Here is a 23,790-nt window from a genome sequence, read left to right on the forward strand (position 1 = left end):
TATAAACGACTTATGGAAATAAAACGGCTGTATTATATTTTAGCGCTGAATGCGACCGTTTTTTCCGGTTATGCAGAAGTCGTCAACGGTTCGGTCGATAGCCCCACTATCTATGACGCGAACAGTATTAGTGTTTCTTCAGACTTAGATCAGGGATGGCATGCCCGGTCGGCGTCGTTTTACGACCTTTCAATAAACGACATCTGGTTTGGCGGGTTGACATATCAGCCCGGTTACTGGTTCGGACAGATTTACACCGACAACTCCGCCACAACGAACACCATAGAGCTCAGCTTTGATGTGACCTATATGGGGGCCAATATACAAACTCCGAAACTCCAATATACGATTTTCGGGGCGAACGTGACCGACATCTCACAGACCGCGCTTGCCCTCAATGTGGATGATGCGCCCGCGGGATCGGCGTGGACTTTAATCGGTAACGGTTCCGTCACGACTCCATCGATCGGCAGTTATGCAACAGAAGTTGATTTCGGGGCCGAAGGGTACAAGTATATCGGCGTCCGGTTCCGGTTCAGCGGGACAACCAAGGGACGCGGAATAGACTATGCCACCGCAGTGGATAATATCTCTTTAGCACCAAACTCCGTAATTCCCGAGCCGGCAGTAATCGGACTTCTCGGAATCGGCGGCATCGTCACACTGGTCGCTCGCCGCATTGCCCGGAAATAATTTTACCGGCTTTTCTTTTTCTCAAGTTTGGCGGCTTTTTTTTCCTTCATGGTCATGGCGGGTTTCTTTTTAGTCTCTTTTTTTGAGTCCTGTGATTTTGACATGTTCTGATCTCCTTTAGTTAAAACTCGTCACAAGCAGGTCGTAGGTGGCTTCCAGCGCCTCCGGCATGACACGCGGCCCGCCGAGCACCGGCATAAAATTGGTATCGCCGATCCAGCGCGGCACAATGTGCTGGTGCAGGTGATCCTTAAGGCCAGCACCGGCCGCTTCGCCGAGATTGATGCCCATATTGAAACCCTGTGGCGCCATCACTTCGCCAAGTACGGCGACGGTGCGGGCGGCAAGTTCAGCCATTTCGAGATTCTCTTCCGGCGTGAGGTCAGCGAGTCCGGCGGTGTGGCGGTACGGGGCGATCAGTAGGTGTCCGCTGTTGTAGGGATAACGGTTCATCAGAACCGCGCAGGTTTTTCCACGAACGAGCAGCAGATTTTTTCGGTCATTCTGTTCCGCGAAGATCCGGCAAAGGAAACAGTCGCCTTCCTTTTCGCCGCGGATATAGTCAATCCGCCACGGAGCCCAAAGCGGGCGCTTCATTCCATTGTCCTGCGTGTTGCTCATGGACGGGGATTATGATTAAGATGCCTCGTCAACGCAAATAAGGAATTCAGCCCGTGGCCGTAAAACTGATACATGGAACCGACGAATATCTGGTGAGTCACAACGCCCGCAAGGTTGTTAACGCTCTTTGCCCGGAAAGCGAACAAACCCTCAGCCTCGAAACGGTTGACGGCGACGTCAAAACGATTGACGAGGCCGTAACCGCTCTCAAGACCTGTATCGGCGCACTGCGCACAATAGGGCTGTTCGGCGGACAGAAAACCGTCTGGCTTCGCGACGTTTCCATTTTTAAAGACGCCGTGATCAGTAAAAACGAAACGGTCAAAGATTTGCTCGGCAAACTGGCCGACGACATAAAGAAAGGTCTGCCGTCCGGACAGAACCTGATTATTTCGGCTCCCGGTGTGGATCGCCGATCCGCCTTTTACAAAGTCTGCGAATCCGCTGGCGCCGTTGAAGCTTTCGACCTGCCGGAACAGGACTACAAAAAGAAACCGGTTATCCGCGAACGGGCGCAGGCTCTGTTTGCCAAAGTGCCGTGCCGTATCAGTCCGGCGGCACTTGATTTGTTTCTGGAAAAAGTCGGTACCGACACCCGCCAGCTGATGATGGAAGCCGAAAAACTGATGATCTACATCGGCGACCGCAAAGAAATCGCCGTTGAGGATGTCAAAGCGATTACGTCGTCGTCGGCAGAAGCTGTAGCGTGGGACTTCACCGATGCACTCGGCGAAAGGCGGCTGGACGAAGCACTCAAGATTTTACGCCAGCTGATTTTTCAGGGCGAAGCACCCATCGGTATTATGTTTGCCGTCGAGAGCCTTTACCAGAATCTGATGCAGTATCGCGCCTACATCGACCAAGGTTGGCTGAAACTTTCCAGCGGCTTCGGCGCAAATGCGGTTCAATGGAGTACCGATCCGGAAATGGACAAAATGTTCGCCCAGCTTCCGGCTGATCCGCGCGAAACGCACTGGTTCCGTACATCCAAACTTGGCCAGCAGGCGAAAAACTACAGTGCCGACGAACTCCGCCGCTGTCAGAAACGTCTGCTGGAAACTCATGAACAGCTCGTCTCCAGCGGCGTTCCGCAGGAACTGATTCTTGAAATGCTCGTCATCAAGCTGATCGCCAAAGTATGAGTATTCGCGACAACCTCGAAGCGGTCGAAGCACGCATTACCGCCGCCTGCGAAAAGGCCGGACGCAAACGCGCTGATATAAAGCTGGTCGCCGTTTCAAAAACAAAGCCCGCCGATGCGGTGATCGAAGCCGCCGAAGCCGGACAGATTTTGTTTGGCGAAAACCGGATACAGGAAGCGCAGGCGAAAATTCCGCTGTGTCCGGGACATTTGCAATGGCACTTGATCGGCCACCTGCAAAGCAATAAAGCGCGCATCGCTGCTTCCGGAATGTTCCGCATGATTCATTCCGTGGATTCAGAAAAACTTCTCCGTGCACTCGATGAATACGCGGCGGTGCCGTTGCCGGTACTGATTCAGGTTAACGTGTCCGGCGAAGGCTCTAAGGAAGGTTGCGCGCCGGAAGAAGCCGCCGCACTGATCGAAGCCGCCAATCGGTGCGGTAAAATTGAAGTACATGGACTGATGACGATTCCGCCATTCACGCCTGATCCGGAAAAGGCGCGGGTTCACTTTTCCAATTTGCGGAAACTTCGCGATCGGCTTCAGCAGGAAACCGGTACGCCACTACCGGAGCTTTCAATGGGAATGTCGCATGACTTTGAAATCGCGATCAGCGAAGGCGCGACCTATATTCGCGTCGGTTCGGACATCTTTGGAGGACGATCATGAGTGTAATGGAGTCGAAGGTAGTTTTCGTCGGCGCGGGAAATATGGCGGAAGCCATCGTCAGCGGTATGGTGACAGCACAGTTTTGTGCGCCGGAAAAAATCATCATGACGGACGTCCGCCCGGAACGGCTGGCCAATCTCGAAGACGAATACGGTGTTTCAATTTCTACCGACAACAGCGTGGTTAAAAACGCGGAGATTGTTGTGCTGGCGGTGAAACCGCAGGTCATGGCGGACGTGCTCAAAGGCATTGCGCCGGTGCTTCGTTCCGAAACACTTGTTATCAGTATTGCCGCCGGAATTCCGACGGCGAAAATTGAAGCTGCGCTCGGCGGGAAACGCCGTGTCGTGCGTGTCATGCCGAATACACCGGCGCTGGTCGGGCAGGGGGCTTCCGCGATTGCCGCCGGAACCAATGCCGACGAAGCTGATCTGGAAGTGACTGAAACGATTCTCGGTTGTGTCGGACTGACCGTACGGGTTAAAGAAAACGAACTGGATGCCGTCACCGCGCTGAGCGGTTCCGGTCCGGCTTATGTTTTTTATCTGATTGAAGGCATGCTGGCAGCGGCGGAAAAGATGGGACTGGATAAAGAAACGGCCCGCCGGCTGGCGCTCAAGACGGTCGAAGGTTCGGCGCGACTGATGGCTGATTCCGGCGAAGCCGCCGATGCATTGCGCGCCAAAGTGACTTCCAAAGGCGGAACCACCGAGGCGGCCATCCGTTCGCTCGACGGCGCGGGTGTGAAAGCCGCCGTTGTTCAAGCGCTGCTGGCCGCGCAAATACGCTCTGTTGAGTTATCAAAATAAAAAAAAGACCCCGGCGGTGAAAAACAGCCGGGGCCTTTTTTCTATTAGACAGCTGTTACGTTGGAAGCTTGGAGACCTTTAGCTCCCTGAGTCACTTCCATCGTTACACTCTGACCATCAGCCAGCGTGGTGTTTCCTTTAATAGCGGAGTGGTGGACAAAAACGTCCTTGCCGCCTTCCTGCGAAATAAAACCAAAACCTTTTTCGGCGTTGAACCACTTAACTGTACCATTTACTACTTCTGACATATTTACCTCATTACTCACCACCCGTCAGGGCTGGCGTTACTAAACCCCTGCTTCACTGTGAAGCAGAGCAAAACAACCCGGGGGAAAGCCGCGCTTTCTTCCGCAGAAACAAAGGTTCTAGGCCAACTGGCGCAGAAAACAAGGTTTATATTTTTCAGGTGGAGCTTTATGACGCTGAAACTTGACTCACACAAAAAGCTCTGACTTAATACGCGCTCTTTCCGGCCAATGTAGCTCAGTTGGTAGAGCAGCTCATTCGTAATGAGCAGGTCATCGGTTCGATTCCGATCATTGGCTCCATTCGACTCGTTCGATTCGTTCACTCGCTCATGGCGGGCCAGCCACCGGGCGAACGGAGTGAGTCGAAGGGCTTGTGGCAGGCCGGCCCTACGATTGCGACCAGTTAGATACAGTTTATGATGATGAGGCAGATGTACAGATGGCAAAACCAATCACTCCCTATTATCTGATCGACGAAAAAAAGCTGCTGCGGAATCTGAAGATCATCCAGCAGGTGCGCGAGTTGTCGGGGGCAAAATCGGTTCTGGCGCTGAAGTGCTTTTCAACCTGGTCCGTGTTTCCCCTGATGAGCAAGTACATGGACGGCACCACGAGCAGTTCTCTTCCCGAGGCGCGGCTGGGGTATGAGAAGTTCGGTAAGGAAGTTCACGCCTACAGCGTCGGTTTTTCGCGGGCGGAAGTCCGGGAAGTCAGCACGTTTGCCAATATGGTAATTTTCAACTCTATCTCACAGTTGAAGCAGCTTGCCCGTGAGACGCGCGGCCTGCCGCTGGGCTTGCGGATTAATCCGGGAGTCAGTCACTCCCATTATGATCTCGCGAATCCGGCCAGACGCTTTTCCCGACTGGGAGTGATTAATCTGAAGGATGTCATGGAGGTTGCTCCACTGATCAGCGGCGTGATGTTCCATTTCAACTGCGAAAACGATGCGTTTGAAAGCTTTTCTTCGGCACTTGATACGATTGGGAAAAAATACGGTTCGCTTCTGAAGAAAATGGAGTGGGTCAGTCTGGGCGGCGGTTTGTCTTTCACGAAAAAAGGCTATCCCGTCCGGAAGTTTTGCCGACGCCTGAAACAGTTCAGCGAGGAATTCGGCGTACAGGTGTATCTGGAGCCCGGCGAAGCCGCCATTACCGGATGTGCCGAGCTGGTGACAACGGTGCTGGATGTCGTGCATAACGAAATGGACACCGCAATTCTTGATGCTTCGATGGAAGCGCACATGCTGGATCATTTGATCTACCGCACCAGTCCGAAAGTCAATGCACCCGGACCGGGGCGCTATCCCGTCATGATCGCCGGACGCTCCTGTCTGGCAGGTGATGTTTTCGGGACCTATAAGCTCAAAAAGAAACTGACGGTCGGCGCGGAGGTTCATCTGGCCGACGCCGCCGGATATACCATGGTGAAAAAGAACTGGTTCAATGGTCTGCCGATGCCGTCCATCTGTGTAAAAAGGCTGAACGGAAAACTGGAAACTGTCCGGCATTTTAGTTACAAGGATTACCTCGAAGGGCTTTCATAAGAATAAAGGAACGTTGATGAAAAAGAATCTATTGATTATTGGTGCTGGCGGCGTGGCGCATGTAACGGCTCACAAAGCGGCAATGAACAACGATGTGCTCGGCGATATCTGCATCGCATCGCGCACTCAGGCTAAGTGCGACGAGATTATCGAGAGCGTCCGGCGGCTGAAGCACCTCAAGGATCCGTCCAAGAAACTGTATTCACGGCAGATTGACGCCCTCGACATCCCGGCAACCGTAAAACTGATTCAGGAAACTCAGTCCGAGATGGTGATCAACCTCGGCAATGCCTTCATCAACATGTCCGTTCTGGAAGCCTGCCTTCAGACCGGCGCGGTTTACATGGATACGGCGATTCACGAAGATCCGGACAAAGTTTGCGAGCAACCACCGTGGTATGCCAATTATGAGTGGAAGCGCAAAGACCGTTGCCGTGATGCCGGACTGACAGCCATCCTCGGCGTCGGGTTCGACCCCGGCGTAGTCAATGCGTACTGCGCGTTAGCTCAGAAAAAGTATTTCGATAAGATCGATACCATCGACATCATGGACGTCAACGCTGGCAGTCACGGCAAATACTTCGCCACCAATTTTGACCCGGAAATTAATTTCCGCGAATTCATCAAGGTGTGGACCTGGATTGACCGGAAATGGGCGGAATACCCGACACATTCCGTCAAGCGCATGTACGACTTCCCGGTGGCCGGGCTTTGCCCGATCTACTTGAACGGACATGATGAGCTGCACTCACTGTCGAAAAACATTGATGCGAACAGCATCCGGTTCTGGATGGGCTTCGGCAATCATTACATCAACGTATTCACCGTACTGCGGACGCTAGGCTTCCTTGATCATCTGCCGGTAAAGCTTACCACCGGACAGGAAGTCGTTCCGCTGAAAGTTGTGAAGGCTCTTCTGCCCGACCCCAAGACGCTGGCGCCCGGCTACACGGGAAAGACCTGCATCGGCAATTTCGTAAAAGGCTGGAAAAACGGCAAGAAGCGCGAGGTCTTCATCTATCAGGTTTCCGACCATCACGCCTGCTACGAAGAAATCGAATCGCAGGGCATCAGCTACACAGCAGGCGTTCCGCCGGTGGCGGCGGCCATGCTGGTGGCTCAGGGCGTCTGGGATCCGAAGACCATGGTGAATGTGGAAGAACTCGATCCCGAGCCGTTCATCGCGATCCTCGACCGGATCGGTCTGCCCACGGACGTTAAGGAAATCAAGCCCGGCAGCAAATTCTCATTTGACGGCACGGTGCGGGATCTGGCGGTTGAGCTCGCAGAATCCACGGCGACGGTCACCGTTTCGGCGGCTACCCCCATCATCGCGATCGACAAGAAGTTTCAGGCAGATGCCCTTAAAAAACTGGCGGCAGAGGCGAAGAAGAAACCCGCGTCAGCTCCGGTTAAGAAAGCCAAAGCTAAAAAACCGGTGAAGGCAAAAGCCAAAAAGATCGTCGTAAAAAAAGCCGTTTTCAAAAAAACGAAGAAGACTGCTCCGAAAAAAGTCGTCGCGAAAAAAGGCACAGCCAAGAAGGTGAAGAAAGCCGGCAAGAAGAAATAAACTTCCAGCCGAACGACTGAAAGGCCGCCATGCGATAAGCATGACGGCCTTTTTGTTTGTAGTGTCAGGTCATTAATGAACTATCGGATAGAACTTGTAGGACATGCTTCCCGTATTCGGGAGCATGTGTTCTCCGATGTTGACAGGCAGACACAAGCTCTCTGAATACAGAGAAGCTCGTCCTACAACACGACAGGTTGACTTGACGGCAAAGCGGAAATGGATGGAAGGGCTTCGACCGTTCCAGCCCTGCAATAATTTCCGACATCTCAATCGCTACATGTTCTACTGATTGATATGGACGATTTTGGCGGGAGAAAACCCGTTAAAGCTCGTCGCTGAAGCGTTGCTGTAGGCGCCGATATTCCGGCTGTACACGAGGTCGCCCAGTTCAAGATTAGTCGGCAGTTCTTCCGACATAGAAAGCACGTCGAGAGCATCGCAAGTGGGGCCGAACACGGTGCAAATCTCAATCGGCCCGCGCTTAAACGCTTTCAGCGGATACTTGCAATGGTCAAAGATAATTCCTGAGAACGTATTGTAAACGCCGTCGTCAATGTAGTAGCAGAGTTTCCCGTTGCGAACGGCTTTGCCAATGATTTGCGAAACAGCGGTACCCGCCGTCGCGACCATAAACCGGCCCGGCTCGGCTAGAATCTGAATGTCCTTGGGGAACAACCGGTTAAGCTCAGCGTTGATCTTGCGGGCGAGTTCGCTGAAGGGTTTCACGGTCGAGTCGTAGGGTGCGGGGAATCCGCCGCCGATATCCAGGAGATTCATCTTTGTGTAGCCGCGGCTTTTTGCTTCCTCAAAAACACTGGCCGCCAGATTAATGGCCTGAACAAAATTCTCGAAGTTGGTGGTCTGACTGCCTACATGGAAGCTCAGGCCTTCCACGACCAGTCCGGCCTTGACCGCCGCCAGAATCAGATCCACCGCTTCACCCGATGCCGCGCCGCATTTTGAAGAAAGCTCGCACATGGCACCGGTATTGGGAACGCTCAGACGCAGGGCAAGCCCCGAGTTGGGCGCGTACTTTTTGATCTTCTTGATCTCTTCGTAATTGTCGTACGTGACCAGCGCTTTGTACTGATCCAGTTCCTGCAACGCCTCATTGACCTTGATGGGATTGGCATAGATGATCTTGTCCCAGATCCATTCCTGCCGCTGCTTGGCGGGCATGTGTTTGATCAGGTCATACACAATGTTGAATTCCGGCATCGAGGCTACGTCGAAGCTGGCACCCGCATCAAACAGCGTTTTAACAATGGCAGGATCCGGATTGGCCTTCACCGCAAAGTACGCCTGAACGCGGGGCAGGTATTTTCTGAATGTGGCGTAATTTTTACGAAGAACATTATGGTCGACCACAAAGAGCGGCGTTCCGTGAGTTTTACCGAGTTGTTTAAGCACGTTCAAATTATTCATGCCGGTGACCATATTGGTTTTTTCCGGATTTGTGTACCCAAGATTTCAAAAAGTTGACGGGTTTCCGTTTTTTACCCGATTGAGCGTCTGTATTTGATGAAAAGTAGGACAGGCATCTTGCCTGTCCAGACAGGCTGGAAGCCTGTCCTACGTTTGATTTATACCGACGAATTTATTCGGCTGGCATGACTGCGGATGCTTCACCCGGAACCGCATTGGTTGATTCCTCGACAGTCGCTTTATCCTTTTTGCCCTTTTTCTTCTTCCAGTCGTCTTTCGGCGGCTCGTCGTTGCGGAGCGGGCTCTGCGACCAGCCGCGCGGCCAAAGGGTGTCCTTGGAATCAGATGCTTTATAAATCCTCTTGGCTTCATTTTGAGCCTGTTCCGGCGTGGTCAATACATACGGCGTCAGCAGAACTACCAGTTCTGTGCGAGCGTCTGAGTTATTGTGGGTGCTAAAGAGCCAGCCGAGCAAGGGGATGTCACCGAGAATCGGAATTTTACTGGCACTCTTTGAGTTCGATTTTCTAACCAGTCCGCCTAACACGACCGTAGAGCGATCTTGCACGGCAACCGTTGCGCTGATTTCACGTTTAGCGACAATCGGAACTTTATTACCGTCAATTGTTACTTCACCGCCAACATCATCAGCGGTTTGCGTTATTTCCATCACAACGAATCCTTGCGGGTTAATGTTGGGAGTGACGGTGAGTGTAATGCCGATATTGCGATATTGGTAGGTGGAGCGGGCGCTGTAACCATCGTTAACATTTCCACCTGTTCCACTGTTGATTGACGAGGAGATGACCGGGCGTTCTTCGCCGACCGTAATTTTCGCTTCCGTATTATCCGTCGTCAGCACGACCGGTGTGGATAGAATGCGGGCATTATTGTCCGACTTAGTAGCATTGATTAGGGCTGTCATGTTTACCGAAGGGAAAATGCCATAGTAGCTCAGTCCGCTACCCAATGCCCCAACAACCGAATTAGATGCGCCCGTGTTGAGACTGCTACCATTCCAGCCCACGAGTTGTTGGATCGGATTAGTGGGGCTGTTTTTTTTCTGCGTATCATAAACCCACTGAACTCCTGTCGATAAATCGTCACCAAGATTAACACTGAGGATGACGGCTTCGATCATGACCTGTTCGAGCATGACGTCGAGGCTGGCGATCACTTGCTTGATCGCTTCGAGATCGGATTTGCGGCCCATCAGGAGCAGGGAGTTGGAGCGTTCGTCGGAGAGAATTTTGGTGTCAGCGGAGAGGCGACCGATTGCACTTTTAGCCGCCGGGCTGATTTCCCGTCCGGTCGGCTCGACGGCGCGTTGGATAATTTCGTCAACGGTTTTACTGCCTTCCGCTTTGCCGGTGTCACCGCCCGGTGCTTTGCTTTTTTCGGTGGCCTTGGCCGCGCCGACAAATTCATTCAGGATGCCGGAAATTTCTTTAGCTTTGGCAAATTCCAGATTAATGACTTCCACGATAACGGCTGGATCAACCGGTACGTCCAGCACCTTGATGATGTTGTCGAAGAAACCGAAGTTGGCGGCTTTCGAGAAGATGATGAGAATGTTGGTACGGTCGTCAGCGACCATTTTTACTTCGCCCTGAATCATTTCCGTCTGTGTTTCCGTTGCATCACCCGATTCGCCAGCGTCCATTTTCGGCGCGCGGATTACGCCGGGAATGGTGCGCACATCGCCGACAACGGTCTGCTCGCCTTTTTTGGTTTTAGCGGCTTCGACCAGTTCTTTCAGTTTGCCGGCGATGGTGGCGGCTTCGGCATATTTAAGCTGATAGATGCGCGGTTCAATTTTTTCAGCGGGTTGATCCACCATGCTGACGAGTTCGACGATGCGGGCAATGTTGGCGGATGTATCGGTGACAAGGACGCTGTTGATCCGATCCATCGGTATGATTTTTCCATACCCGTGAACAAGATGCTGAATCAGCGGCTGAACGTCAGAGAAAACCACAAAGCGCAGGGGGATTACTTGAGTGATCAGCTGGTCGGCTTCGGTATATTTTTTTTCCGCATCAAACGGCTTAATTTCCATTCCTTCCTGCCGGGCGTTGGCAATCGGGACGACTTTCAGGAATTTATCGCCCATCGGAACCAGCGCAACGCCGTTCATCGAAAGAACCGTTTCAATCGCCTGCTTCGCTTCGTTCTGCGTGAGCTGGCGGCCTTTCAAGGTGATGCGGGCGCTGAGGTCGGCCTGTTTGATGACGGTGCGGCCTGTCCATTCGCGGTAAAGTTCAACGGCTTGTTCCAGCGGAGCATCCTCGAAGCTAAGCGAGATGAGCTGTTCCTGCGCCTGCGCCGGAAATACAATAGCGAGCAGGGCGGCGGTCAGAAGGGTAATCCATGTTGTTTTCATAACGGTCATCCTTTTTAAATTTTCTTGCGGTAGGCGCAGTCAATAGTCATGGATCCTTTAATAATCCGGTCGCGCTGGGCATCCGGCTGGGCGTTGAGCTGAAGCACATCGAAACGAACGCCCTGTTTCTGTAAATCATAAAGGAACCGCACCAGCGCGTCGAGAGAACCTTCCCAGCTACAGCTGACTCCGAGCTCGTAGAGCGAACCGGTCTGTTCCTCGCGGTAGGGCTGAGTGCGAACCAGATCGAGCCCGTGCTCATCCGCCATGCGTTTAATGAGTTTAAGCAGTTCAGCGGTGATGGCGGTTTTTTCATCGTAAAGCGGAAGCTGTCCCTGCAATTCTTCAAGCCGTTTGTACCAGACATCTTTTTCCGCCAGAATGCGCTTATGCACTTCGATCTGGTGCAGCAAACGGGTCTTCTCGGCTTTCATCTGCCGTTGCGCTTCGATGCGCGATCCGGCCAGCCAGTAGGTAAGACCAAAGAGAATCGCGGTGAGCGCGGTCAGCCCAAGCAATGTTTCGCGTTTGGAAATTTTCATGGCTTGGCCGCCTTTCCGTCTTTCGGAAGTTCAGCCGTGATGGAGAAGGTGGATACACGCTTGTCCTTGACCGTGCGGGTACTGACCGGCTGGTCTTTAACGCCGGAAAAAATTCCTGAAGCGCCCAGTTTCTGGAAAAAGTCATAGACAGATTCCGCCTGCGCGCTGGAGCCGCGCAGACTGACAGCCTCGCCTTTTTTATAGGTGAACGAAGCAATTTCGACGCCGTCGGGCAGGGCGGTGGAAACTTCGCGCAGACATTCGAGCGCGGAGTGCGAGCGGTCGGCATATTTTTCAAGTGAAAGCATTTCTTCGCGGGCGGCCTGCGCGGCGCGCGCCGGTCCTTCGTATTTGGCGGCTTCCTTCCGCACCCGGTTATAGGAAGCCTGTTGAAGCGAAAAGACGGCTCCGGTAATCGTGATGACCGCCAGCCAGACACTGAGTACCGTGATGGCGGCAATCGTTCCGACTTTGATCAGCCGGTTGCGGCGCTGCAGTTCGATCCATTCACGCGGCACCAGTTCGGCATGGTGCAACCGGCGTTCCGCTGTGCGCAGCGCCAGTCCTTCGGAGACGGGCGGGATAGAATTCAACTCGTGCAAATTGACCGAACCGCCGCAGTGTTCTTTGAGCAGGTTGATAAGCTGTTCCGGAAATTTCGTTTCGCTCCAGACTTCCAGCGCACAGCCGTCGCGGTGGCCGTATTCGGCTTCGAGGGAAAGCAGCGTGTAGTGCATCTCCTCGACGATTTCGTGCATGACGGTTTCGTCGGTAAAATCATGGAAAAGCTCCAGCGACCGGAAACAAACCGGCACGCCGTCATCCACCACAATCATTGAGAACTCGGTGTGCTCCTCGAGGATGAGTACAACGCGTCCCTGACAGGGCACCTGACCGTATGCAATCAGCAGGCTCCACCACGCCAGCACTTCGGCGTCGAGACTGCGGATATAAACATTCTGCGCTTTGAAAAGGTCGCCGAGCGTGTCCACTGTTTTGCGCTGCGCGGCGACAGCCAGAACCCGCGAATGGTTTTCGGTCTGCTTGAGTACTTCGTAGGAAACAGTCAGTTGATCGACCGGAAAGGGCGATATCTGATCCATCTGAAGTTCCACCATGCTCCGGAGTTCCTGCGCGCTGGTTGACGGCAGTTCGAGAATACGCATCAGCAGTTGCGAAGAAGGCAGAGAGACGGTGACCACACCGCGAAAGTTGCGGCGGATTCCGGAAAGAACCTCGGACGGGAAAAGCGGCGCGTTCTTCTGCTGAAAAAACCCTTCCGGAACCGGCAGAGAACCCTCGCGGATTTTTTCCGTTCCTTTGCGGCTTCTACGCAACACGGCCCACTCGACGATTTCGTCGGTGTAGTGAATGCCGGTTGTATGATTAAAAAGGAGCATAACTTGAACGGTTAACGCCTTGTTTCTTCCTGTTTTCCTTCCAGCCAGAATAGAGGAACCGCCGCCTTTTCGCCCAGCTTAAAAGAGAAGATACAGGAGATTTTACTCTGAATCCCGCCGACCTCTCCGATGGCGGTGATCGAAACATATTCCGGCTGAACGGTAAAAATACCGCCGTGTCCCAGCGCGGCCAGATCGGCCTGAGTGATTCCATCGTCCGCCGTGCCTTCTTTGCCGTCCGGGCCGAGGCGCATTTCCATGATGGCATCAATCGTGTCATCGGGAATACTGAGACTGTTGAGTACTTCACGGCTGGCGCTGTTCGGGTTGATTTTTCCGCTGCCCCAGGTTGTGAGCTGGCTGGCAATGCCGGTGATCGGCTCGTCGGTTTTTTCGCCGTCCGGCGTGCCGTAAAGAACCTCTTCGCCCCAGTTTTTAATCAACAGTAATTCGTCCACGGTATCCACCGGCGCATTCTTGCATTCATAGCCGCGTTTTTTATAAAACGGATCGTCCGACTCTGCGCCGTTGAGTGTGTGCAGATCATCTGGGTCTTGCCAGTCGGCGAGACAGGAGAGCATAGCATCCCAGCGGGTATTCGGAATCCCGGCCTGCTCGAACAACATTCGCCAGTCTTCGGGCTTCAGCTTGCTGATGTTGCGGCGGCCTTCTTCGTAATCAATGTGCAGCGTCACTTTGCCGTCACCAAAATTTTCGCTGAAGTTGACCGGAACGCCGGCGGCAATTTTAACCGCCTCAGTCATATACGGATCGTCGTAAACGGTCTTTTCGCCGGTCGTGCTTTTTTCTTCCTGCACCGCAAGCATAGATCTGGCCAGCTCTACGCCAGCCAGCGCCAGCTGATCCGCTTTAAATCGCTGGCGCTGTAACGTGATCATCCTGGCTTCCAGCCGCATTTCAAAAGCAAACATGCTGACAATCAGTGAAATGATGATGAGAATCCACAGCACCACCACCAGCGCCGAACCGCGCTTCATTTCAGATTTATGATTTCCGATTGCCGATTGCATAATTTACCGCGCTTCCGAAACATCGTTGGTGACGGGCGGGCCGAGCGGGATTTCGAGAAGCTGGCGGAATTTTACCGGGTCAGAATCTTTTTTTGCCGGTTCGGCATAGAGCGTAATTTCAACCAGTCCCGGAATCGCATTGCTGTATTCCCAGCGGTCCGTCCAGCCTTCCTGGCCTTCTTTGGTGTCATATACTTTACAGCTCAGCCCTTTGATGTTTTCGCTGACGAACCAGTGTTTCTTTTCCACTTTTTCTTCATCGGCGAGATAGGGCCAGGCCGTGACGACCAATCCTTCGACCCCGTCTTCATCTTCGCCGGCGCCGACTTCGATGCGGTGCCGTCCGCGTGCATAGGCATCGCCGGGCGGAATAAACGCACTACTGTCCGTTACCCAGCTGATGGAGTGTTCGCCTTCGCCCGCCGGATTGTCGATGATCCGGAAAGCGTATTTCTCCGGTGAATTACTTGAAAAAGCCATTGAACGGAGCGAGGCGGTCAACTGACCGAGTACAAAATCGCCGTGATGTGCTTTATCCATCACCGTCCGGGCACCGGACCAAGCCTTCGTCACGGACGAAAAAAGCTGGCCCGCCACGGTCAGGGCAATCGCGAGGATCACGATGGCGATCATGACTTCAAGAAGGGTGAACCCGCAGCACCGCTTTGGAGTGCGGCGGGAAACGAAGTGCCACGCCGCTTTTTCACCGGCAGCACCGAGCGAAAGCGCAGTCGTGCCTTCGGCTTGCCTGCGCACTCCAGAAGGATATTTCACTTTTCGTCCTCCGGCGGGATATAGAACCAGGTTACGGTTTCTTCAAAGCTGTCACGTCCGCGGTCAGACCAGCTGACACGGGTGCGGACGGTGTATAATCCCTTGCGGTTTTCACCTTCCGGCACCGCAATCTCGCGCTCCCAGCGGTACCCGTTTCCATGATCAAACGTTCCGGACTGAACTCCGGCGTCAACTTTTGATCGCGTCAGCGGATGTTCCGCGCCGACCTGCTGAATAAGACGCTGTGCGGTGCTGTAGCGCTGCGACTTGGTGATAATGGCCAGACAGCGCGCCGTCGCCAGCAACAGCACACCGGAACCGATGCCGAGGATTACCACAGCCAGCATGACTTCGATCAGCGTCAGTCCGCTGGAAAATTTTTGATTTTTGATTTTTGATTTTTGATTTCTGGCAGGAGCTTTTCCAAATACCGTCAAAGTGTATCTCTTTTTCAAATCAGCAATCGACAATCTGAAATCACAAATACTCACCGTCCTTCCTCCACGACGGTTACTTTTCCGGAGATTGGATTGCAGACAACCGTTGAGCGCCGGTCGTTGCCGGTGCTGAATGTTACCTTGAATCCATCATTCATACCGGCGGCGTAAAATTGCACGTCGCGGTTTCCTGCGGAATCCCGATCTGTTCCGGCAAGATTTTCGAACGAGCTGATCTCAATGTCGTCCGGCAGTTTGCGGGAAGCGTCGGGGCTGGCGCTATTGGTTCCGCACACCAGAGTCAGCCGGTTTGTTTCAAAACGGAACGTGCAGGTTTCCTGCTTCAGAATCGACAGGCTCCGCGCGTAGCGTGCCATTCGAACCGTTGAACGGGTTGCATCGGTCATTTGCGCGGACTTAAAAGTTCCCTTGAACTTCGGAACCACCACTCCGGCAGCGATCAGAATAATCACCACCACCAGCATCACTTCAATCAACGTGAAACCATTGCCGATTGATGATTGCCGATTGATGATTGTCGAATTGCGCATCATGGTTTTCAGGCGATCTCCAATCTGAAATCATCAATCGAAAATCTAAAATTCTTCACTCCCAGTTATTGAACTCTTTGCCTTCCGGCGATTTGCAGGAGAGATCGAAACCGGTGCCGTGCGAGCCGGGTTTGGCGTAAACGAACGGTTGCTTCCAAGGGTCGTTGAGCTCGCTGGGTTTGATGTACGGGCCGTTGCCGTCTTTTTGGACGGTCAGGTCGGTCAGACTGTCCGGCAGGCGCAGGTTATCCATTTCATAACTCTGCACCGCGGCTTCGATGGCTTTCAGGTTTGCTCTGGCGGCAACGTCGTTAGCCTTACCGACTTTGCCGGTAATTTTCGGAACGGCGATACCAACAATGATGCCGATAATGACGATCACGAGCATGATTTCGATCAGGGTGAACCCGCTCTTTGATTTCCGATTGGCGATTGCTGATTTTAGATTTCTCATTCTGCCTCCTTCTGAATTCAACATTCCTTGTTCGATATTCGATATTTTTTAAACACCTAAGCCGCTGGTCAAATTGAACACCGCCATCAGCATACTGATGGCAACAAATCCGATAATGATGGCGATGCCGAGAATCAGCAACGGTTCCATCACCGTGGTCAGAACCTTAATACTGAAATCAAGTTCACTGTCGTAACGCCGCGCGATGTTTTTGAGCGCGCCGGGCAGGTCGCCGGTTTCTTCGCCGACGGCCAGCATGTCGGTGAGCAGTTCCGGGAAAATTTTTCCGGCGGCCAGCGGACCGGCAATGCTGGAACCATCGGTGACGCGGGTGCGGGCGGCGGCAATTTCTTTGGCGATCACATCGTTGCCGACGGTTTCTTCGGCAATCGTCAGCGCTTTCAGAATCGGTACGCCGTTGCGAATGAGCGTTTCCAGTGTCCGGGCAAAATGGGCGAACGCATTGGCGTTGATGATCTGGCGGATGACCGGCCATTTGAGCTGGCGCGTATGCCACCAGAACCGGCCTGCCGGAGTGATGATCCATTTGCGCAGCGAAATTATTCCGGCGGCCGACAGGATCAAAATCAGCCAGCCGTATTTAATGAGCCCGTTACTGAACGCCATTAAGATACGGGTGGGCAGGGGCAGGGTGCCGCCCAGTTCGTCAAAGATCGGTGCAAAGCGCGGGACAATGAAAACCATCAGACCAACCACTGAGATAAGGCCGATGGTCAGCACGATGGCCGGATAGATCATCGCGGTGATGACTTTGCCCCGCGCTTCCTGTACCCGCTCATAGTGATGACAAAGTCCTTCAAGCGCTTCGGCCAGTGCACCGGAAGCTTCGCCGGCGCGCACCATGCTGATGTAAAGTTGCGGAAAGGTTTCGGGATAGATGCGGAGCGCATCGGAGAGGGCACTGCCCTGAACCACTTCGTCGCGCAGGCGGCGGATAATCTGCGCTTTGCCGTCTTCACCTTTGCGTTGCGCCAGCGTATGGAGCGCCCGGCCGAGGGTCATGCCGGACGAGAGCAGATCGGCCATTTCGCGCGAGAAAAGCAGCATATCGCGGGCGCCCATTTTGGTTTTTTTGCTGAGACCGGTTTCAAACGTAAACCGCTTTTTGATCGGGCTGGAGGCAGATTTTGAGGCCGTCTGGTCGAGTGAAAGCGGGGTGTGGCCTGCCTGTTGAAGCATCATCAGGGCGGCACGGCGGTCTGCGGCCTCCAAGGTACCGTCCACCCGTTTACCGTCGGCGCTGCGTGCGATATATTTGAAAGCAGGCATAAAACAATTTGTAATTTGCAGTTAGAAAACGGCAGGATACTAACCGCAATTCAGGGATAAAAGGAGTTTTTTCATGCGTGTTGTCACACTTTTAACAATCGGTCTGTTTCTGTTTACCGCTGGATGCTCCAAAGCGCCGCAGGAAAAGGCGATTACACTCGTAAATGCCGCCGCAATTGATGCGCCGCTGCTGGAGCGGATTCGGACGTTTGCTGAACAGGAACTGCACGTTCCTGTCCGGACTTTGGAAAAACCGAAACTGGCTGGAAAAAAAAGTTTTCAGGCTTTGGAGAGCAAGATGAAGCGTCTAAAGACAGATGCCGATGTTGTTCTGATTGTACTAACCGGCTTTAATGCGGAGCCGCAACATCTGGCCGTTTATCCCGCCAGCGGAATTGCCGTCATTAACACCCAGCCGCTTTATACGAATGATACCGAAAAATTTGCCCGCCGACTGGAACGTCAGGTGATGCGTGCGGTCGCTTTCAGCTTCGGCCTGACCCCGACGCCGGATCCGTTTTGCGTCACCCGCGACTACGGATCGCTCGAAGACCTCGATACCATGGGGCGAAATTTTTCTCCGCCATGGCAGGGCCGCTTTGCCGAAGAAGCGGTAGAGCGCGGACTTGTCCTGAAAGACACCGCCGCTTCGGTGAATTTCCAACGGCTGGAAAAACCGGCCGGACAATGAACATTCAAATGGTTTCGACTTGACCGGTTTTGTTTAAACAGGCAATCATGAAGCACTTATTGAGATTTTAGAGTTTTTGAATCAAAACAGGAATTAACCCTATGTTAAACCGTCTGATGGGTCTTTTCTCCAGCGACATCGGCATCGACCTTGGAACTGCCAACACCCTCGTATATGTCCGCGACCGCGGCATTGTGTTGCGTGAGCCGTCTGTGGTAGCCGTGCAGGCCGGCACCAACCGTGTTCTTGCTGTTGGAGATGAAGCCAAGCGCATGCTGGGCCGCACACCGGGCAGCATTGTCGCTATCCGTCCGATGAAGGGCGGTGTCATTGCCGATTTTGAAATTACCGAAGCGATGCTGCGGTATTTCATCCAGAAGGTACATAATCGCCGCCGTATGGTGCGTCCACGTGTGGTCGTGGCCGTTCCGAGCGGCATCACAGAAGTTGAAAAACGCGCTGTCAAGGACTCCGCAGTCCATGCCGGCGCACGGGATGTGTTTTTAATTGAAGAACCGATGGCTGCTGCGATCGGTGTGGGACTGCCGGTTCAGGAACCGGCCGGCAATATGATTGTCGATATCGGCGGTGGAACAACCGAAGTGGCGTTGATTTCACTGGCCGGCATTGTCTTCAGTCGCAGCGTGCGTATCGGGGGGGACGACATGGATGAGGCGATCATCCAGTATCTGAAACGGGAATATAATCTGCTCATTGGTGAACGAACCGCAGAAGACATCAAGATTTCAATCGGTTCGGCTATGCTGATTGGCGAAGAGACAACAATGGAAGTAAAAGGCCGCGATCAAGTTGCCGGTCTGCCGAAAACGCTGATCATCAGCTCTGAAGAAGTCCGTAGCGCACTCAAGGATCCGGTTTCCGGTATCGTTGAGGCAGTGCGCGTGACGCTGGATCGCTGCCCGCCGGAACTGTCCGCCGATCTGGTGGATCGCGGTATGGTGCTGGCTGGCGGGGGCGCATTGTTGCGCGGGCTGGATAAACTCATTGCCGATAACACCGGTCTGCCGGTGCATATCGCTGATGATCCGCTCAGTGCAGTCGCTGAGGGTACCGGCGTGGTTCTTCACGAAATCAACTTCCTGCGGAAGCTCTCTGAAGCCCGTGCGCGGTAAGCGTTTGGGTTCCGTTTCTTTTCGTCCCTCCGGGTTCTGAATGAATGACCGGAACGGGTCTATGTTTGTAACGAGAAGTTTTTATAAGTGGGCGGCGGCAGTGATTGCACTGGTGCTGCTCTTAAATTTACCCGGCGGCTGTACCGCCCGGTTCAAAGGCGTTTTTAAAGACGCGACTTCACCCTTTCAGCATTTTTTCATCAAGACCGCGCAAAGTCTGAAAGAGGGTGCTGATGCTGTTCGCGGTTTCGGCGGTATGCTAGAACAGAACAGCCGTCTGTCTGAAGAAGTAGTCTATTTGCAGGCCAGACTGGTTGAACTGGAAAATCTGGAGCAGGCCAACCGTCACTTGCAAGACCAGCTGGATTTCTACAACCGCCAGAAGCGCGCACTCATTCCCTGCCGGGTAACTGCCCGCACAATCAGCGGCTGGTGGCAAAGTATACGGCTGGATAAAGGTAGGGCGCAGGGCGTTGAAGCCAATCGGGCTGTAATTTCACCGGACGGACTCGTTGGCAGAACGGCTGAAGTTTCCGGCTATACGGCCGACGTACTGCTGCTTTCAGATCCGGCCTGCAAAGTTTCCGCCCGCGTGAGTCGAACCGGTTCGTTCGGATTAGTAACCGGTCACGGCGTAAACGCACAAGGCTATCCGGTTGCCCGCATGCAATTCATTCATAAGGACGCACCGGTACAGGCGGGCGATGCGGTGGTGACATCGGGCCTTGGTGGCGTTTTCCCGAAAGACATCCTGATCGGCTACATCGAAAGTGTCAGCATGGAAGAAACCGGACTTTACCAATACGCGGATATTATTCCTAAAGCGGTGACCGAACTGATGGACGTGGTATTCGTCGCTTCCAAGGAAGAAAATACGGAGTCTGAAGAATGAGCCGGCGCTTTATCACACTGGTGCTTGCAATCGGCGCACTGATTCAGACCGTTCTGCCGCAGTGGGGTGCGTTTGGATCGTTGGAACTGCCGGTTCTGACCGGCATGATGATCTGCATTGCCTTGCACGCTGACCGTGCACAAATGCTGTACGCCGCCGTAGTGGCCGGATTGCTACACGATTCGTTTTGCCCGGCACCGCTGGGGCTGTCGATTCCTTATTTCATCGGGCTGGCGGCCGGAATCAACTGGATCCGCGACGAAATATTCGGCGACGAGCCAGCCACCTACGCAATACTTGGTGCGATCGCCGCAATTTTTGAAACCGTTTATTACGCGCTGGTTTTCTCGCTGAGCGGACTTCGTCCGGTTTCCGGCGGCTGGCTGGCGTTGCGGCTGGCTGGCGGGCTGATAACCGGCATCGTGGTTGTTCCGCTGATTGCTTTGTCTGTTGTTCAAATGCGGTCGTTAACTTCCCGTAACCGGAGACGCTTTATCTGATGCGCATTCGCCGTACAGACCGTTTTTTTGCGCCGCGCATCTATCTGCTGCTGGGCGGCATGCTCATCGCGTTTCTGGTGCTTTGGGTTTCACTTTGGCGTCTGCAGGTGGCAAAGGTTACACAGTTTGAAAGCCGTCAGAAAATTCAAAGCCTGCGGCGTGTACGACTGCCGGGCATCCGCGGAAAAATTTATGATCGCAACGGCCTCTGTTTGGCCGACAACCGTCCGGTCTATTCCATCGCGCTGTTTCTTGAAGATGTCCGCCGCGCCGGGTCGTGGTCCAATACCATCGATGGCGCCATGGAAGTGATTGGCACTGTGGCTCAGGTTACCGGCCTGACGCCGGCAATCGACCGGAACAGTATTTGGAAGCACATCCGCCTGCGCCTGCCGCTTCCGCTTGTGCTCTGGAGTGATATCGGCCCGAAGACAATCTCCCGTCTGGCAGAAATGGGGCATGACATTCCGGGCGTTGATATTTACACACAGGCCACCCGCGTTTATCCATACAGTCCGTACACTTCGCATCTGCTCGGTTATGTCGGCCGCGCCGATCCGGACACGATGAATGAAGAAGAGAGCTATTCTTATTATCTGCCCGACATGAGCGGTCGTTCCGGCCTTGAAAAACTTTTTGATCCCTTCCTGCGCGGCGAAGCAGGCGGCATGCTGGTGCAAATTGACGTGTCCGGTTACCGGCACGGTGAGCTGGCACATCGAGCACCGACTCCCGGCGGCGATTTGCGTCTGACGCTGGATGTGGAAGTGCAAATGCTGGCGCACAAGGCGCTCGGCGAACATCGCGGTGCCGTGGTGGTGCTGGATCCGAACAACGGCGATGTTCTGGCTATGCTCAGCGCACCGGGGTTTGATGCCAACCGGTTTGTGCCGTACATCAGCGCAGCGGACTGGCAGACGCTGAATGGCGATAAAGCCAAACCGTTACTGAACCGCGCAGTCGCCGGTGTTTATCCGCCGGGCAGCACCTTTAAACCGCTGGTCGCACTGACGGCCGCCACACTTAATCCGGCAACCGTGCATACGGTTTATGACAGCCCGGCAATTTTCCGTATTGGAAGCCGTGTGGTACACACCACCGGTCACGGCGAAGTTGACATGCGCGAGGCACTTAAATTTTCCGCCAACGTTTACTTTTTCAAGACCGCTCTGGCCTGCGGCCCGGATCCGATTATTCAGCAGGCGCTGGCGGTTGGACTCGGAAAAAAAACCGGAGTCGAAGTAGATTTTGAATCCAGCGGTGTCATACCGGATGAGAAATGGCAGAAAGACAACCGGGTCGGCTGGTCGGACGGCGACACCTGCAACCTTGCCATCGGGCAGGGATATGTGGCTGTCACGCCGATCCAAATGGCGATGGTTACAGCGACGATTGCGAACGGCGGTTATCTCTACCGTCCACGGCTGGTACAAGCTTATCGCGAGCCCGCTTCGGACTCCTATATTTCCAATCCCGGTCACCGCATTGGGAAAATGGACTGGTCGGAAACTGCCTTGCGTACAGTTCGGATCGGTATGCGCGATGTGATTATGGAACCGGATGGAACCGGTCGGCGCGCCGCAGTTGAAGGATTTGAATTTGCCGGGAAAACCGGAACCGCGGAATACGGTGTCAAAGGGGAGGGTGCAAAACACACCTGGATGATTGCTTTCGCACCGTACGATAATCCGCAGTACGCCGTGGCAATGCTCGTCGAAGACGGCGACTCCGGCGGTGCTACCGTCGGGCCGTGTATGAAAGTGCTCATGGAAGGTCTTTTCCTGAAAATGAAGCGGGAAGGGCGGGTGTCGTCATGACCGGACGTCTTTACCGCTTCGACTGGTTTATATTCAGTGCCATCACAGTACTGCTCGTACTCAGTTGTGTTTTTATCTATAGCGCGGATTATCGCAATGATCATGCCGTCGGCGGTTTGATGGGGCGCCAGATCGTCTGGGTTCTGGTCGGCTTGGGCTGTTACGCCGCCGCGGCCGCCTTTGACTACCGGAAACTGAACAGTCTGCACTGGTGGATTTATCTGGCGGGCGTTCTTTCACTGGTACTGGTTCTGTTTCTCGGAATGTCAGTCTATGGGGCGCATCGATGGTTCAGCTTCGGCAGTATGACGGTTCAACCTTCGGAATTTGCCAAGCTGGCCGTCATTTTTACATTGGCGGCCTGGCTCGGTGATCCGGCAACCGACGCAGAACGGTTTAAAACATTCCTGATGGCGTTTTTGCTGGCAGGCATCCCGTTTCTGCTGATCGCGGTGGAGCCGGATCTCGGCAGTGCAATGGTTATATTGCCGATTGTCCTATTGCTTCTTTTCTGTGCCGGGGTTCCTTTGCGTCCGCTGTTGACTCTGATTGGAGCGGGGGGCGTCGCACTGCTTATACTTGTTATCTGGCTGCTGTTCTTTCCGGACAGCTGTCCATTGCTCACGGACTATCAGAAAAGCCGCATTCTGGTTTACTTGAATGTAAATCAGGATCCGCTGGGCACCGGCTGGAACAAATTGCAGTCGCAAATTGCAGTCGGTTCCGGCGGGCTGTTTGGAAAAGGTTATTTAAAAGGAACTCAGAACATTCTCGGCTTTCTGCCGAGAACCGTTGCCCCGACCGATTTCATTTACTCGGTGGTGGCGGAAGAAACAGGATTTGCCGGCAGTTCATTGCTGCTGGTTTTGTATACGACGGTGGTGGTGCGCTGCATGCACACCGCGGTAATTGCCCGGGACACATTCGGGCGGTTGCTGTCGGCGGGAATCGGCGTACTTATTTTTTCACATGTTTTTGTAAATATCGCGATGACCATAGGCCTCATGCCGATTACCGGCGTGCCGCTTCCGCTAATGAGTTATGGCGGAACGTTCATGGTAAGTATCATGACGGCACTCGGATTGGTGCAGAGTGTTTACCTGCGGCGTCGCATTTAATTAAAGAAAGGAGCATTCATGCTCAGTATCAATGCAATTAAGGAAAAGC

The 23,790-nt window shown here is 53.7% G+C and carries 23 protein-coding genes, 1 tRNA gene and 1 pseudogene; 13 read left to right on the forward strand and 12 right to left on the reverse strand.

Going from position 1 to position 23,790, the window contains the following annotated elements:
- Window positions 1-12: 12 nt before the first annotated feature.
- Window positions 13-693, forward strand: coding sequence for a PEP-CTERM sorting domain-containing protein (locus HOO88_04460; protein ID NOU36002.1), 681 nt, complete (start codon window positions 13-15; stop codon window positions 691-693).
- Window positions 694-810: 117 nt separating this feature from the next.
- On the opposite strand, the gene HOO88_04465 is transcribed toward HOO88_04460, so the two are convergent.
- Window positions 811-1,290 carry an HIT domain-containing protein gene (locus tag HOO88_04465; protein NOU36003.1) on the reverse strand — a complete coding sequence of 160 codons (480 nt, stop codon included), beginning with the start codon at window positions 1,288-1,290 and terminating at the stop codon, window positions 811-813.
- Window positions 1,291-1,367: 77 nt separating this feature from the next.
- Here HOO88_04465 and holA point away from each other — a divergent pair, with 77 nt between their 5' ends.
- The 3 genes from holA to HOO88_04480 are packed head-to-tail and all read left to right on the forward strand — an operon-like array spanning window position 1,368 to window position 3,936.
- Entirely contained in the window at window positions 1,368-2,456 is a 1,089-nt protein-coding gene (gene holA / locus HOO88_04470; protein ID NOU36004.1) for a DNA polymerase III subunit delta, read from the forward strand.
- Window positions 2,453-3,127: a YggS family pyridoxal phosphate-dependent enzyme gene (locus HOO88_04475; protein NOU36005.1), complete on the forward strand. Its 675-nt coding sequence runs from the start codon at window positions 2,453-2,455 to the stop codon at window positions 3,125-3,127. Before holA ends, HOO88_04475 begins: the two co-directional genes overlap by 4 nt.
- The gene (locus tag HOO88_04480; GenBank protein ID NOU36006.1) at window positions 3,124-3,936 is read left to right on the forward strand and encodes a pyrroline-5-carboxylate reductase; all 813 of its coding nucleotides are present in this window, start codon (window positions 3,124-3,126) and stop codon (window positions 3,934-3,936) included. Before HOO88_04475 ends, HOO88_04480 begins: the two co-directional genes overlap by 4 nt.
- 44 nt (window positions 3,937-3,980) lie before the next feature.
- On the opposite strand, the gene HOO88_04485 is transcribed toward HOO88_04480, so the two are convergent.
- The gene (locus HOO88_04485) at window positions 3,981-4,184 is read right to left on the reverse strand and encodes a cold-shock protein (protein NOU36007.1); all 204 of its coding nucleotides are present in this window, start codon (window positions 4,182-4,184) and stop codon (window positions 3,981-3,983) included.
- Between the two features lie 224 nt (window positions 4,185-4,408).
- Between HOO88_04485 and HOO88_04490 the strand changes: the two genes are divergently transcribed.
- The 3 genes and pseudogenes from HOO88_04490 (at window position 4,409) to HOO88_04500 (ending at window position 6,955) form a co-directional block, all read left to right on the forward strand.
- Window positions 4,409-4,484, forward strand: a tRNA-Thr gene (locus HOO88_04490).
- A 139-nt stretch (window positions 4,485-4,623) separates the two neighbouring features.
- On the forward strand, window positions 4,624-5,730 hold the full coding sequence (nspC, locus tag HOO88_04495; GenBank protein ID NOU36008.1) for a carboxynorspermidine decarboxylase: 1,107 nt from the start codon (window positions 4,624-4,626) through the stop codon (window positions 5,728-5,730).
- Between the two features lie 16 nt (window positions 5,731-5,746).
- Window positions 5,747-6,955: pseudogene (locus tag HOO88_04500) on the forward strand (saccharopine dehydrogenase family protein).
- Between the two features lie 630 nt (window positions 6,956-7,585).
- Here the strand turns inward: HOO88_04500 and HOO88_04505 are convergent.
- From HOO88_04505 to HOO88_04550, 10 genes are all read right to left on the reverse strand, one after another.
- A complete protein-coding gene (locus HOO88_04505; protein NOU36009.1) occupies window positions 7,586-8,728 on the reverse strand; it encodes a type III PLP-dependent enzyme in 1,143 nt (380 codons plus the stop codon).
- 172 nt (window positions 8,729-8,900) lie between these two features.
- On the reverse strand, window positions 8,901-11,111 hold the full coding sequence (gene gspD, locus HOO88_04510) for a type II secretion system secretin GspD (protein ID NOU36010.1): 2,211 nt from the start codon (window positions 11,109-11,111) through the stop codon (window positions 8,901-8,903).
- A gap of 14 nt (window positions 11,112-11,125) precedes the next feature.
- Entirely contained in the window at window positions 11,126-11,653 is a 528-nt protein-coding gene (locus tag HOO88_04515) for a hypothetical protein (GenBank protein ID NOU36011.1), read from the reverse strand.
- Window positions 11,650-13,053, reverse strand: a complete 1,404-nt coding sequence (pilM, locus tag HOO88_04520; GenBank protein ID NOU36012.1) for a pilus assembly protein PilM — start codon at window positions 13,051-13,053, stop codon at window positions 11,650-11,652. Before pilM ends, HOO88_04515 begins: the two co-directional genes overlap by 4 nt.
- Window positions 13,054-13,064: 11 nt before the next feature.
- Window positions 13,065-14,084 (reverse strand): hypothetical protein, encoded by a 1,020-nt coding sequence (locus HOO88_04525; protein ID NOU36013.1) that lies wholly within the window; start codon window positions 14,082-14,084, stop codon window positions 13,065-13,067.
- Window positions 14,085-14,087: 3 nt separating this feature from the next.
- A complete protein-coding gene (locus tag HOO88_04530) occupies window positions 14,088-14,858 on the reverse strand; it encodes a prepilin-type N-terminal cleavage/methylation domain-containing protein (protein ID NOU36014.1) in 771 nt (256 codons plus the stop codon).
- The gene (locus HOO88_04535; protein ID NOU36015.1) at window positions 14,855-15,295 is read right to left on the reverse strand and encodes a prepilin-type N-terminal cleavage/methylation domain-containing protein; all 441 of its coding nucleotides are present in this window, start codon (window positions 15,293-15,295) and stop codon (window positions 14,855-14,857) included. The genes HOO88_04530 and HOO88_04535 overlap by 4 nt, the downstream gene beginning before the upstream one ends.
- 50 nt (window positions 15,296-15,345) lie before the next feature.
- On the reverse strand, window positions 15,346-15,849 hold the full coding sequence (locus HOO88_04540) for a type II secretion system protein (GenBank protein NOU36016.1): 504 nt from the start codon (window positions 15,847-15,849) through the stop codon (window positions 15,346-15,348).
- Window positions 15,850-15,901: 52 nt separating this feature from the next.
- Window positions 15,902-16,300 (reverse strand): prepilin-type N-terminal cleavage/methylation domain-containing protein, encoded by a 399-nt coding sequence (locus HOO88_04545; protein NOU36017.1) that lies wholly within the window; start codon window positions 16,298-16,300, stop codon window positions 15,902-15,904.
- 48 nt (window positions 16,301-16,348) lie between these two features.
- Complete coding sequence (locus HOO88_04550; GenBank protein ID NOU36018.1) at window positions 16,349-17,590, reverse strand: type II secretion system F family protein; 1,242 nt, start codon at window positions 17,588-17,590, stop codon at window positions 16,349-16,351.
- A 73-nt stretch (window positions 17,591-17,663) separates the two neighbouring features.
- On the opposite strand from HOO88_04550, the gene HOO88_04555 reads away from it, so the two are divergent.
- From HOO88_04555 to rodA, 6 genes are all read left to right on the forward strand, one after another.
- Window positions 17,664-18,281 (forward strand): hypothetical protein, encoded by a 618-nt coding sequence (locus tag HOO88_04555; GenBank protein ID NOU36019.1) that lies wholly within the window; start codon window positions 17,664-17,666, stop codon window positions 18,279-18,281.
- A 101-nt stretch (window positions 18,282-18,382) separates the two neighbouring features.
- Window positions 18,383-19,414 carry a rod shape-determining protein gene (locus tag HOO88_04560; GenBank protein ID NOU36020.1) on the forward strand — a complete coding sequence of 344 codons (1,032 nt, stop codon included), beginning with the start codon at window positions 18,383-18,385 and terminating at the stop codon, window positions 19,412-19,414.
- Between the two features lie 61 nt (window positions 19,415-19,475).
- A complete protein-coding gene (mreC, locus tag HOO88_04565) occupies window positions 19,476-20,306 on the forward strand; it encodes a rod shape-determining protein MreC (GenBank protein ID NOU36021.1) in 831 nt (276 codons plus the stop codon).
- On the forward strand, window positions 20,303-20,806 hold the full coding sequence (locus HOO88_04570) for a hypothetical protein (GenBank protein NOU36022.1): 504 nt from the start codon (window positions 20,303-20,305) through the stop codon (window positions 20,804-20,806). Before mreC ends, HOO88_04570 begins: the two co-directional genes overlap by 4 nt.
- On the forward strand, window positions 20,806-22,623 hold the full coding sequence (mrdA, locus tag HOO88_04575) for a penicillin-binding protein 2 (protein NOU36023.1): 1,818 nt from the start codon (window positions 20,806-20,808) through the stop codon (window positions 22,621-22,623). Before HOO88_04570 ends, mrdA begins: the two co-directional genes overlap by 1 nt.
- Window positions 22,620-23,741, forward strand: coding sequence for a rod shape-determining protein RodA (rodA, locus tag HOO88_04580; protein NOU36024.1), 1,122 nt, complete (start codon window positions 22,620-22,622; stop codon window positions 23,739-23,741). Before mrdA ends, rodA begins: the two co-directional genes overlap by 4 nt.
- Window positions 23,742-23,790 lie beyond the last annotated feature (49 nt).

The sequence above is a fragment of the Kiritimatiellaceae bacterium genome (assembly GCA_013141415.1).
Lineage (GTDB): Bacteria > Verrucomicrobiota > Kiritimatiellia > Kiritimatiellales > Tichowtungiaceae > Tichowtungia.